The sequence below is a fragment of the Streptomyces sp. CB01201 genome (assembly GCF_002803085.1).
GTDB lineage: Bacteria > Actinomycetota > Actinomycetes > Streptomycetales > Streptomycetaceae > Streptomyces > Streptomyces hundungensis.
In genome coordinates, this window is record NZ_NNBJ01000014.1 from 1 (window position 1) to 11,559 (window position 11,559).

At 69.7% G+C, this 11,559-nt stretch carries 10 protein-coding genes and 5 tRNA genes; 12 read left to right on the forward strand and 3 right to left on the reverse strand.

Going from position 1 to position 11,559, the window contains the following annotated elements:
* Positions 1-2,335: sensor histidine kinase (locus CG740_RS26920; protein ID WP_159030412.1), on the reverse strand; the 2,335-nt coding region annotated here is incomplete at its 3' end.
* Between the two features lie 580 nt (positions 2,336-2,915).
* Here CG740_RS26920 and CG740_RS26925 point away from each other — a divergent pair.
* The 10 genes from CG740_RS26925 to CG740_RS26970 all read left to right on the forward strand — a co-directional run bounded on the left by CG740_RS26925 (position 2,916) and on the right by CG740_RS26970 (position 7,891).
* Positions 2,916-3,134, forward strand: a complete 219-nt coding sequence (locus CG740_RS26925; RefSeq protein ID WP_100577875.1) for a hypothetical protein — start codon at positions 2,916-2,918, stop codon at positions 3,132-3,134.
* Between the two features lie 152 nt (positions 3,135-3,286).
* Positions 3,287-4,081, forward strand: coding sequence for a fumarylacetoacetate hydrolase family protein (locus CG740_RS26930; RefSeq protein ID WP_100577876.1), 795 nt, complete (start codon positions 3,287-3,289; stop codon positions 4,079-4,081).
* Positions 4,074-5,558 (forward strand): glutamate--tRNA ligase, encoded by a 1,485-nt coding sequence (gene gltX / locus CG740_RS26935; protein ID WP_100577877.1) that lies wholly within the window; start codon positions 4,074-4,076, stop codon positions 5,556-5,558. Before CG740_RS26930 ends, gltX begins: the two co-directional genes overlap by 8 nt.
* A gap of 270 nt (positions 5,559-5,828) precedes the next feature.
* On the forward strand, positions 5,829-6,500 hold the full coding sequence (locus CG740_RS26940) for a DUF4241 domain-containing protein (RefSeq protein WP_100577878.1): 672 nt from the start codon (positions 5,829-5,831) through the stop codon (positions 6,498-6,500).
* Between the two features lie 68 nt (positions 6,501-6,568).
* Positions 6,569-7,288 (forward strand): HAD family hydrolase, encoded by a 720-nt coding sequence (locus CG740_RS26945; RefSeq protein ID WP_100577879.1) that lies wholly within the window; start codon positions 6,569-6,571, stop codon positions 7,286-7,288.
* Between the two features lie 89 nt (positions 7,289-7,377).
* A tRNA-Gln gene (locus CG740_RS26950) sits at positions 7,378-7,449 on the forward strand.
* Positions 7,450-7,471: 22 nt separating this feature from the next.
* Positions 7,472-7,544 (forward strand) — tRNA-Glu (locus CG740_RS26955).
* Between the two features lie 61 nt (positions 7,545-7,605).
* Positions 7,606-7,678: transfer RNA gene (locus CG740_RS26960), tRNA-Glu, on the forward strand.
* A 16-nt stretch (positions 7,679-7,694) separates the two neighbouring features.
* A tRNA-Gln gene (locus CG740_RS26965) sits at positions 7,695-7,766 on the forward strand.
* Positions 7,767-7,818: 52 nt separating this feature from the next.
* Positions 7,819-7,891: transfer RNA gene (locus tag CG740_RS26970), tRNA-Glu, on the forward strand.
* 100 nt (positions 7,892-7,991) lie between these two features.
* On the opposite strand, the gene CG740_RS26975 is transcribed toward CG740_RS26970, so the two are convergent.
* A complete protein-coding gene (locus CG740_RS26975; protein ID WP_100577880.1) occupies positions 7,992-8,639 on the reverse strand; it encodes a MerR family transcriptional regulator in 648 nt (215 codons plus the stop codon).
* 97 nt (positions 8,640-8,736) lie between these two features.
* Between CG740_RS26975 and CG740_RS26980 the strand changes: the two genes are divergently transcribed.
* Both CG740_RS26980 and CG740_RS26985 read left to right on the forward strand, forming a co-directional pair.
* Complete coding sequence (locus CG740_RS26980) at positions 8,737-9,240, forward strand: DUF4188 domain-containing protein (protein WP_234376508.1); 504 nt, start codon at positions 8,737-8,739, stop codon at positions 9,238-9,240.
* A 159-nt stretch (positions 9,241-9,399) separates the two neighbouring features.
* Positions 9,400-10,005, forward strand: coding sequence for a response regulator transcription factor (locus CG740_RS26985; protein ID WP_100577881.1), 606 nt, complete (start codon positions 9,400-9,402; stop codon positions 10,003-10,005).
* 67 nt (positions 10,006-10,072) lie between these two features.
* Here CG740_RS26985 and CG740_RS26990 read toward each other — a convergent pair whose 3' ends face one another.
* Positions 10,073-11,347 (reverse strand): sensor histidine kinase, encoded by a 1,275-nt coding sequence (locus tag CG740_RS26990; protein WP_100577882.1) that lies wholly within the window; start codon positions 11,345-11,347, stop codon positions 10,073-10,075.
* Positions 11,348-11,559: the final 212 nt, after the last annotated feature.

Genomic DNA, 11,559 nt, shown 5'->3' on the forward strand with positions numbered 1-11,559 from the left:
CGCCGAGCCGACCGCCGGGAGCGCCCGGGCCGCCGCCGCTGAGCGGGCCGGCCGCGAGACCGGCACGCGAGGGCGGACCGCCCGCGAGACCGGGCCGGCCGCCCTGGCCCGCCGGGGCCTGCGGCTGCCCGGCACCCGGCTTGCCGGGCACCTTCTTGCCGCCCTGGGCGACATCGACGGGGAGCATGACGAGCGCGGTGGTACCGCCGGAGTCCGACGGGCGCAGCTGGATGCGGATGCCGTGTCGCAGGGACAGGCGGCCGACCACGAACAGGCCCATGCGGCGCGAGACCGAGACGTCCACGGTGGGCGGCGACGCGAGCCGCTCGTTGATCGCGGCGAGGTCCTCGGGGGAGAGGCCGATGCCGGTGTCGTGGATCTCGACCAGGACGCGGCCGTCGGGCAGCGCGTGACCGGTGACGCGGACCTTGGTCTGCGGCGAGGAGAACGAGGTGGCGTTCTCCAGGAGCTCGGCGAGCAGGTGCACGAGGTCGTTGACCACGCGTCCGGCGACCTCGGTCGCGGGCACGGCGGCCAGCTCGATGCGCTCGTACTGCTCCACCTCGGACGCGGCGGCGCGGAGCACGTCGACCAGCGGGACCGGGCGGGTCCAGCGCCGGCCCGGCTCCTCACCGGCGAGGACGAGGAGGTTCTCGCCGTTACGGCGCATACGGGTCGCGAGGTGGTCCAGCTTGAAGAGCGAGGACAGCTGGTCCGGGTCGGCCTCGCGGGACTCCAGCTCGGAGATGAGCGAGAGCTGACGCTGGATCAGACCCTGGGAGCGACGCGAGAGGTTGGTGAACATCGCGTTGACGTTGCCCCGGAGGAGGGCCTGCTCGGCGGCGAGGCGGACGGCCTCGCGGTGCACGTCGTCGAAGGCCGCGGCCACCTGGCCGATCTCGTCGCGCGAGTGCACGCCGACCGACTCCACCGAGGTGTCGACGTCCTGCGGGTCCGACTCCGAGAGCTGCTTGACGAGCTCGGGCAGACGGTCCTGGGCGACCCGGGTCGCGGTGTCCTGGAGGCGGCGCAGCGAGCGGATCATGGAGCGGGCCACGACGAACGCGCCGACCAGCGAGACGCCGAGCACGATGAGGATCAGCGCACCGTTGAGGATCGCGTCGCGCTGCGAGGAGTCGCGCAGCTCGCGCGCCTTCTGCTCCATCTCGCCGAGCAGGGTCTGCTCGATGGTCTTCATCTGGTTGATCTTGTTGGAGTCCTGGTCGTACCAGTCGAGGTACGAGCGCCGCTGCTCCTGGTTGATGCCGCCGGTGTTCTTGAGCACCCGCTGCGAGTACGCGTTGGCGGCGGTGATCTCCGAGTTGCCCTTGTCGAGCGGGGCCATCAGCTCGGTGGAGTTGCCGCCGTTGGCCTCGTACACGTTCTGGAACGAGGCCAGTGACTGGCGCTCGCCGTCCTGGGCCGCCTTGGCGTAGAGGCGGTCGGGCTCCGTGAGGTCGCCCGCCTTGTCCTTGGTGGCCGGCAGGGCCGCGGCGATGATCGCGCGCTGGACGGAGGCGTACTCCTTGGCCGAGGAGAAGGCCGCGAGCGCACGGGTCCGCTTGATCATCTCCGGGTTGGAGGTGGCCTGGGCCATGTCCTGGGAGAGGCTGAGCAGACCGCGGATCAGACGGCTGTAGGACTCGACCGTCTGGGAGTTGGTCGAGCCCTCCTTGTAGGCGGTCCTGCGGATGCTCTCCAGGTCCTGGAGCTGGATCGCGATGTTGGTGACGTTGCGCCGGATCGACTCCAGGGCGGCGTCGTTCTCCGTGCCGCTGACGTCCTGGGTCGCGTGGATGAACGACTTCCTGACCAGGTCGGTGGCCGAGCGGTCGGTCTGGACGCGGGCGTCGGAGGTCTGGGTGGAGAGCGGGCCGGCCGAGTCGTCGCGCTCGGTCTGGAGCGCGGCGGCGAGCTCGGTCGCCTGCTTGGTCATGTCGGTGAGCAGCTGCATGTGGTCGAGCTGCTGCATGTCGTTCATCGACTGCTGGATGCGCAGCCCGCCCAGGGTGGTCGCGGCCACCACGGGGAGGGCGAGCAGGGCGACGAGTCGGGTCGAGATGCGCCAGTTGCGCAGGGCTATTCGGGAGCCCGTGTCCACGGGACCCGTGGGTTTGCGGTCGGCACCGGCGCTGTCGCCCGCGGACGGGCCGGCGGGCCCGCTGGTGCGGGCCGTCTGGCCGCCCGCCTCACCGGCCGGCGATGCGGTCGGGTTCTCGGGGCCCCGGGGGTTCTGGGCGTGCTGGGGCGAGGAACTGGCCGTCTTGGGGCCAGTCCCGCCCTGCGGCTCCTGCTCCGCCGCAGCGCTGCCATCCCTCTTGAAACGTCCCTGCACTAGCGTCGCAACCTCTGGACCAGGCGTCCCCCCGCTCAAGGCGGATGGGACGGTGTCGGCGTCATGGGGGCACTGCGCGCCCCCTGTGTGGTCTGAGTGACCGGCGCTTGTCCTGCTCCCCCTCCCGCCGCTCACCCGGCGCTGCGTTGCGCCCCTGCGCACCGGTCAGTGACCCGCGGCGGTGCGTGGAATTCCAGCACAGTGCCGGATCTCCAACAAGGCCCGCGTACCGGGCCGTGACCCGAGTGACACATTGTGAGTATCGCGTCACAACACGTAGAAAGTGATCACGGAGAAAACGGACTTATGCTCCCGAGTCACTTACGGGCGGGGGGTGTCCCAGTCGACATGATCAGGAGCGGAATGAAGGGTTCGATGCCTAAATGTCCGTTCCTGGAACGGCAGTTGACGGACCCTTATATCCCTTTTGCGGCTTGATTCGTGAGCAAACTCACATGTTGATCGTCGTCTCTACGACCCTTTGCCGGGAATTCGAATGTTTAGCCTGACGCTTTACAGGGATGGCCAGACCGACAATCGGCGCCCGTCGGCGCCCGTAAAGACAGGGTTCGTAGCAGAGATGAAGACGACGATGATCATCCGCAACATAGCCAACCCGCGCCGCACCACCCTGGCGCACCTCGCGGACGCCGAGGAACTGCAGCGGGCGGCCCAGCCGGAGCACACCGTCGCACTGCCGACCCAGACGGCCAACCCGCGCCGCACCATCCTGATGAAGGCCCCGGCCGCGCCCCAGGCCGAGACCCCGGCCCGGGCCGACGCCGCCGCCGCTGTCTGACCGGCCGCCCCCGTGCGGTGGCGCTACGGCCGGGCGGCCTCGCGGCCGGGCGGAATCGCACGGCCTGCGCCCCCGCCCGCGTTAGCCTGGAGCGTCAGACTCCGGCCGGTCGGCCAGTACCCGCTCAAGCGAAGTGAGGGGCGACAGCACTCGTGCGCATCGCCAGGTTCTCCATCGACGGCAATGTCGCCTTCGGAGCCGTCGAGGGTGAAGGCCCCGACGGTCTCGTACTCGACATCATCAAGGGCATCCCGTACGCGGACTTCGAGCTCTCCGGCACCAAGGTGCCGCTGAGCAAGGTCCGCCTGCTGCCGCCCGTGCTGCCCAACAAGGTCGTGGCCATCGGCCGCAACTACGCGGAGCACGCCAAGGAGCTCGGCAACTCCGTCTTCGACGATCAGGGCCGCCCCGAGGCGCCGGTGGCCTTCTTCAAGCCGACCACCTCGGTGATCGGCTCCGGCGACACCATCGAGTACCCCTCCTTCTCCAACGAGCTGCACCACGAGGCCGAGCTGGCCGTCGTGATCGGCCGCATGTGCCGTGAGGTCCCGCGCGAGCGCGTCAAGGACGTCATCTTCGGCTACACCTGCGCCAACGACGTGACCGCCCGTGACGTACAGCAGCGCGAGAAGCAGTGGGCCCGGGCCAAGGGCTTCGACACCTCGTGCCCGCTGGGCCCCTGGGTCGAGACGGACCTGGACCCGAGCGACCTCGCCATCCAGGCGACCGTCAACGGCGAACAGCGTCAGCTCGGCCGCACGGCCGACATGATCCGCTCCATCGAGGACCTGGTCGTCCACATCACCGAGGCCATGACGCTGCTCCCGGGCGACGTCATCCTCACCGGCACCCCGGCCGGGGTCGGCCCCCTCAACGTCGGCGACGAAGTCGCCGTCACCATCGAAGGCATCGGCACTCTCACCAACAGGGTGATCAAGCGTGGCTAACCCCCTGGACGCGAAGGTCCGCGTCCGTTTCTGTCCCTCCCCGACCGGCAACCCCCACGTGGGCCTGGTCCGCACCGCCCTGTTCAACTGGGCGTTCGCCCGGCACCAGGGCGGCACGTTCGTCTTCCGCATCGAGGACACCGACGCGGCCCGCGACAGCGAGGACTCCTACAACCAGCTCCTGGACTCCCTGCGCTGGCTGGGCTTCGACTGGGACGAGGGCCCGGAGGTGGGCGGTCCGCACGCGCCGTACCGCCAGTCGCAGCGCATGGACATCTACCGCGATGTCGCCGAAAAGCTGCTCGCCGCCGGCCACGCGTACAACTGCTACTGCACCACCGAGGAGCTGGACGCCCGCCGCGAGGCGGCCCGCGCCGCCGGCAAGCCGTCCGGCTACGACGGCCACTGCCGCGACCTGAGCGCCGAGCAGAAGCAGGCCTACGAGGCCGAGGGCCGCAGCCACGTCGTCCGCTTCCGGATGCCCGACGAGGCGACCACCTTCACGGACCTGGTCCGCGGCGAGATCACCGTCCAGGCGGAGAACGTCACCGACTACGGCATCGTCCGTGCGAACGGGGCGCCCCTCTACACCCTCGTGAACCCGGTCGACGACGCCCTGATGGAGATCACCCACGTCCTGCGCGGCGAGGACCTGCTCTCCTCGACCCCGCGCCAGATCGCGCTCTACAAGGCGCTGATCGAGCTGGGCATCGCCAAGCAGGTCCCCACCTTCGGCCACCTGCCGTACGTGATGGGCGAGGGCAACAAGAAGCTCTCCAAGCGCGACCCGCAGGCGTCCCTGAACGTCTACCGCGAGCGCGGCTTCCTGCCCGAGGGCCTCCTGAACTACCTCTCCCTCCTGGGCTGGTCGTTCTCCGCGGACCAGGACGTCTTCTCGATCCAGGACATGGTCGCGAAGTTCGACATCGCGGACGTCAACGCCAACCCGGCCCGCTTCGACCTGAAGAAGGCCGAGTCCATCAACGCGGACCACATCCGCATGCTGGACGAGAAGGCGTTCGCCGCGGCCTGCGAGCCGTGGCTGCGCGCGCCGCACGCGAACTGGGCCCCCGAGGCGTTCGACGAGAAGGCCTGGCAGGCGATCGCCCCGCACGCCCAGACCCGCGTGACCGTCCTCTCGGACATCACGGCCAACGTCGACTTCCTCTTCCTGGACCAGCCGGTCGAGGACGAGGCGTCCTGGGCGAAGGCGATGAAGGAGGGCTCGGACGAGCTCCTGCGCACGGCCCGGGAGAAGCTGGAGTCGGCGGACTGGACGTCCCCGGAGTCCCTGAAGAACGCGGTCCTGGCGGCGGGCGAGCAGCACGGCCTGAAGCTCGGCAAGGCCCAGGCCCCCGTCCGCGTGGCCGTCACCGGCCGCACGGTCGGCCTCCCGCTCTTCGAGTCCCTGGAGATCCTGGGCAAGGAGAAGACCCTGGCCCGCATCGACGCGGCGCTGGCGAAGCTGGCGGCGTAGCCGGAGGGCAGGGCCCGATCGAGGGGCGGCAGCCGATCCGGCTGCCGCCCCTCCGTCCTGTCCCATCCGCCGCGCGGCCAGAGCGGGCCGGGCTCCGCGGTGCGAGGAGCTTGGCAACGGGCCCCAGAGGTAAGGGAGTTGCTTCTGGAGCAGGCACGGTGGCCCGACGGGTGCCGCCCCGAATCGGATGTCGGTGGGGCGAGTTATGTTCTTCGGGCAGTGCGCGCAACGCTGCGGACCGCCGTCGCCACGCCTCACCGGGAGACCCTCATGCCCATGCCCGCCCCCGACTTCTCCTGGCACTTCACCCCGGGCAACGTGTTCGAGGAGGAGTCGGGCAGTACCGGCACGATGAGTGTGGTCCGCGGCGGGGAGTTGTGGCTGCACACCGGGCGGGTCATCGCCTGTGACCCGTTCGTCTCGCTGGGGGCCGGGGAGGCCGAGCCGTTCACGGCGCGGGTGGAGCCGGGGCGCTATCCGGTGGAAGCGGCCCTGGCCACCCTGGTGCGGCCGGGGGAGCCGGAGGTGGACGGGCCGCATCTGCGGGTGGCCGCCGCGCGGCTCGTCATCCAGGACGTCCCCGCCGTCTCCTGGGAGCTCGCGCTCCAGCCGGGGCAGGAGCTGGCCGAGCTGGATGACGAGGAGTTCTTCGGCTACGGGGTCGACGCCGGCACCGGATGCTTCTACGACGCCGGGTCCGACGGGTCCTTCCCCGACTGCGCGGGCGACGAGGGCCCGCTGTGGGACGCCTTCGACACCGTTCCGCCCTCACCGGGCCCGCACACCGTCACCGACCCCGCGTCCGGCCACAACCTGATCGCCTTCACCTCGGGGTGGGGCGATGGGGCGTACCCGACCTGGATAGGCAGGGACGAGGCCGGCGCGGTCACCTGCTTCGTCACCGACTTCTTCGTCGTTCCCGCCGAGGCGCTGGTCCCCTGAGCCGCCGGCCCGCCGCCTGTGCCAGAAAACCCGGGCCGCCTGCCGGGCGGGCGGCCTAAGCTCGAAGCATGGCCATCCGCGCCGTCCTCTGGGACATCGACGACACGATCTTCGACTTCGCCGCGGCCTCCCGCTCCGGCATGCGCGCGCACCTCGACATCGAGGGCCTGCCCCCCGCGTACGAGTCCCTGGAGGCGGCCCTCGACGGCTGGGACGAACTGACCGCCTTCCACTGGGCCCGGTTCGCCGCCGGGGAGACGGACTGGCACGGGCAGCGGCGCGACCGCGTGCGGTCGTTCCTCGGCGCGGCCATGAGCGACGAGCTGGCCGAGGCCTGGTTCGAGCGGCACATCGCGCACTACGAGGCCGCCTGGAGCCTGTTCCCGGACACGCTGCCCGTTCTCGACGTCCTCGCCGACGACTACCGGCATGCCGTCCTGTCCAACTCCTCCCTGCACAACCAGGAGCGGAAGCTGCGGATCCTGGGCGTCCGGGACCGCTTCGAGGCGCTGCTCTGCGCGGTCGAACTCGGCGTAGCCAAGCCGCAGGCGGCCGCCTTCCTCGCCGGCTGCGAGGCGCTCGGGCTGCCGCCCGAGGAGGTCGTCTACGTGGGCGACCAGCCGGACATCGACGCACGCGGGGCGGTCGAGGCGGGGCTCAAGGCGGTCTGGCTGGACCGGTCGGGGCAGGGCGGCAGGCCCGAACTCGTACGCATCACCGGACTTGCCCAGCTCCCCGGCCTGCTGCGCCGCGATACCCGTTTTGGAGCGCCGGACACCTTCGGGTAATGTTCTTCCTGCGCCAAGGGGAACGGGACGAAAAACCCCGAACCGGAAGCGCAAGCCAAGCAAAACCCCCGACGGGGGTTGCGTTTTGGTGGGCTATGGTGTAATTGGCAGCACGACGGTTTCTGGTTCCGTTAGTCTAGGTTCGAGTCCTGGTAGCCCAGCTCGCAGAGCTTTATCTGCAAGGCCCCCGTTGTGTAGCGGCCTAGCACGCCGCCCTCTCAAGGCGGTAGCGCCGGTTCGAATCCGGTCGGGGGTACAGATCCTTCCCGCGGGATCACCAGGGTCGCTCCCGGTGAACCTGATGCAGGATCGCTAGGGCCCCCGTTGTGTAGCGGCCTAGCACGCCGCCCTCTCAAGGCGGTAGCGCCGGTTCGAATCCGGTCGGGGGTACTGGTCTAAACCACCATGGGCTATGGTGTAATTGGCAACACTACGGTTTCTGGTACCGTCATTCTAGGTTCGAGTCCTGGTAGCCCAGCGGGTCATTTCAAGATCCTGGACCTTCGTCGAAGGTCCGAAAAGGCAAGTAGGCCCCCGTTGTGTAGCGGCCTAGCACGCCGCCCTCTCAAGGCGGTAGCGCCGGTTCGAATCCGGTCGGGGGTACGCACAGAGAATGGGCCCTTCGCATCTTGCGGAGGGCCTTTTCGTTTGCCCTGCCCTGCCCTGCTCAGGGGGGGCGGCTTCGCGCCACCCCGCCGCCCGGTCACCCGCTCGTGAAGCGCCGCCCGGACTCCCGCGCCTCGGCGATCCTGCGCAGGCTGAGCAGTACCGGCTCGTACAGCACGGTCAGGGCCACCGCCGCCTCCACCTGTGCGTCGGGGGAGTCGTAACGCTCCACCAGATCGAGGTCCGTCACCGCCAGTTCGGCGGCCGCCCGCGCGTAGGGCAGCAAGTCGTCGACGGCGCACGGGTAGTTGAGCCGGACCAGCGCCCCCACCGCGTCGACGAGCGTGCCGTAGGCGGGGGAGCCCGGGCCGCAGGCGTGCGCGCCTTCCCGCCAGTTGAGCCGGGAGAGCAGTGCGTCGACGGTGTGCCGGGCGAGGTCCGCGGCGGGGGCCCCGGGGTCGGGTTCGGCTGCGCCCGGCAGCGCTCCTACCGCGATGCCCAGGCGGTGGTGGTGGTCGAGGGAGTCGTCCTCCAGGGCGGCGAGCACCTCCCGGGCGGTGGCCACCGGAACCCGGCCGACCTGGATCAGGGCGCGCACCAGCCTCAGGCGCTGGAGGTGGCTGTCGTCGTACGCGGACCGGGTGGCCGTGACCCGGCGGCCCGGCGGCAGCAGCCCCTCGCGCAGGTAGTACTTGATCGTGGCCGTGGAGACCCCGCTGCGTTCGCTCAGTTCCGCCAGTTTCACGCCGGTTCCCCCTTGCGTCGTTCATTGGAGAGTGTCACTATCCAATCATGGATAGTTCGGCTATCCAATGGCCAGGAATCGTGACAGGGGGAACGTCATGAACGACAAGCCGGTCCCGGGGCGCATGACCGCCGCCGCCGAGGGAGACGTGGTCGTCTTTCTCATCGGAATGCGCATCAACAGCTTCAGGGCGCTGCGCAGTTGGCTGCCCGTCTCGGCGGCCATGCCGCGGATGCTGAAGGAGCTGGAAAGGGAGAAGGAGCAGGGCGTCGGGCTGCTCGGCTACCGGCCCGTGCTCGGTGGGCCGCGCCTGATCGGCGTGATCCAGTACTGGGAGTCCAAGGAGAAGCTGCTGGCCTACGCGTCCGCCGCGGACAAGGAGCACCGACCGGCCTGGGCGGCCTTCAACCGCCGGGCCCGGGCGGGCCGGGGCCACGTCGGGATCTGGCACGAGACGTATGTCGTGCCCGCCGGGTCGTACGAGTCGGTGTACCTGAACATGCCGGAGTCGGCGGCCGGTCTCGGCGCGGCCACCGGTCTGGTCCCGGTCGGCCGGCGGGGCGATCGGGCGGCCGACCGTCTCAAGATCCAGGCGGGTTGATTCCGACCCTCGGACACCAGGGGCTTCCCGCCGGGGCGCGGCCACGTCCTCACCAGGGACAACTCATCGGCCACATCATCAACTTGGCAGGCCGTCGTCTTGGCATTCCGGGTGGGAGCATGGAGCATGGGCCTTGCGGGCGGTCGATGCGAGAGGTCCATGATAAAGATTCTGATTGCCGAGGACATGGCGATGCTGCGCCGAGCGCTGGTCGAAATCCTCTCATTGGAAGCGGACTTCGAAGTGGTGGCCGAAGTCGAATCCGGCGACGAGATCGTCCCCAAGGCAATCGCCCTGCAACCGGATGTGGCTGTGCTCGACATCGGTCTGCCCGGCATGGACGGCATCTCCGCGGCCGCCGCGCTGGGTACCGTCCTGCCCGACTGCCGGATCCTCATGCTCACAGGGCTCGGCAACCCCAGCACCCTGCGCCGAGCCCTGGCCACCCGGGCCACCGGCTTCCTGCGCAAGGACGCCGATCCGGCCCAACTCATGGGCGCGATCAGGGCGGTGGCCTCCGGGGAGACGGCGATCGACCCCCAATTGGCGATCGCGGCACTCCAGGACGTGACGCAGCCGCTGGCGCCCCGCGAGCTGGAGGTCCTCCGGCTCGCCGCCGCGGGCGAGGGCACCGCGGCCATCGCCCGCAGGCTGTTCCTCTCGCCGGGCACGGTGCGCAACTACCTGAACAGCGCCGTGGTGAAACTGGGCGCCCGCAACCGTATGGACGCGGTACGGATCGCGCGCGAGAGCGGCTGGATCTGAGGCGGGGCGAGCGCGTTCCGCCGGCCTCGGGTACCGCCCCGTCGTCCTTCGGCTCAGGCCTCCGCGTTCAGGCCGCTGTCCGGCCCCGGCCGGCACGGCCGAGTGGTGCGTCTCCCTCCGGCGGGCGCACGGCTGCGGCGGGAGGACGCAGGAAGCGGCGTCTCGGCTCCTGGGCCGCTGCCGGGAGCGGGACGACTGCCGTCAGGGAGAACCATGTGTCGTCGACGATCTCGATGTTGAGCCGGCCCTCCAGCGCTTCGAGGCGTTCGCGGAGGTTGGTGAGGCCGCTTCCCAGCAACGTTCCGCTGGTGGGACTGACCGGGGTCTCCTGGATCCCGTCGTTGGTCACGATCAGTCGGACCGCGCCCGGTTCGCGGCTGAGCTGGACGATGCAGCTTCCGGCCCGGCTGTGCCGGAGCGCATTGGTGATGCCCTCGCGCAGCACCGTCGCCAGTGTCGTCTCGACGTCGGACGGCAGAGGTCCGGCGCTGCCCCGGGACACGGCGCGGATGCCCATGTCCCGGAGAATGGCGAAGAGGGTGTCGATCTCCGTACTCAGTGACATGGCGCGGTAGGTCTGCGAGACGGCCCGCACATCGGCGAACGCCCGCTGCGTGGTGTCCAGGATCTCCGTCAACTCCTGGCGCAGGCGGGCGTGTTTGGAAGGCGGCAGCCGTCGAGCCAGTTCGCACTTGAAGGCGATCGTGGTCAGGCTGATGCCCAGCAGGTCGTGCAGATCGCGGGAGAACCGCAGCCGTTCCGCCTCCAGGGCCATCCTGGTCAGCTCGTTCCGGGTGCGGTGGGCCTCCTCGACGAGACGGGTCAGCTCGGAGAGGCCGTAGACCACAAGACCGGTCAGCGCGGTCGCGATGGTCCCGTACCAGAGCGAACCGCGGCCCATTCCCGTCCCCAGCACCAGCAGGCCGGCCGACCCCACGGCCAGCGCGTAGATCAGCCATCTCCACCAAAACGGCAGCACGAGCAGGGCGGAGCCGGCGAGAAACCCCGGGGTGGCGAGCCATGCCTCGGCATAGGCGAGAAACGGAACGTAGGTGAGGACGGCCTGGCACCCGAAGCTCCAGTACTGGAGGCCGGCCAGTCGCGGCAGGAGGTGCGGGAAGGAATGGATCAGTTGGAGCCCATAGACGAAGAAGAGAGTGGTCATGCCGCTGGCCAGACCGGCAGGTGAGGGGCGGTCCTCCAGCAGATAGCCCACGCCGATGCCGAAGAACGCGACGAGCACGGCGAAGGTGATGGCGACGGCGGTCCCGAGGGCGAGGTGTCTGCTTCGCGCGTCCTCCTGTTCGACGTGCGGGTCATGGTGCAGAGCAGAACCTTGCATCTCTTCCCCCCGGACGAGCCGAACGAGTCAGTGAGTCTGGCGGCGCTGCTCCAGCCTCTCACGGCGTACCGGGAAGATATAGGAATTCCTGGTCGATTTTAATCGGCCGGAATGCCAGGAAGCGGAAACTCGGCAGGATAATGGGCGGACCTGCTCAAGTTATCCGTGCGGGGCGCGAGTTGGGGTGGGCGAAGGGGTCGCCGTTCACCTTC

Bases quoted from the DNA above. Each gene is read 5' to 3' on its own strand.
- CG740_RS26980 (WP_234376508.1), top strand. From the start codon at position 8,737: ATGAACGACAAGCCGGTCCCGGGGCGCATGACCGCCGCCGCCGAGGGA.
- CG740_RS26940 (WP_100577878.1), top strand. From the start codon at position 5,829: ATGCCCATGCCCGCCCCCGACTTCTCCTGGCACTTCACCCCGGGCAAC.
- CG740_RS26990 (WP_100577882.1), bottom strand. From the start codon at position 11,347: ATGCAAGGTTCTGCTCTGCACCATGACCCGCACGTCGAACAGGAGGAC.
- CG740_RS26925 (WP_100577875.1), top strand. From the start codon at position 2,916: ATGAAGACGACGATGATCATCCGCAACATAGCCAACCCGCGCCGCACC.
- CG740_RS26945 (WP_100577879.1), top strand. From the start codon at position 6,569: ATGGCCATCCGCGCCGTCCTCTGGGACATCGACGACACGATCTTCGAC.
- CG740_RS26985 (WP_100577881.1), top strand. From the start codon at position 9,400: ATGATAAAGATTCTGATTGCCGAGGACATGGCGATGCTGCGCCGAGCG.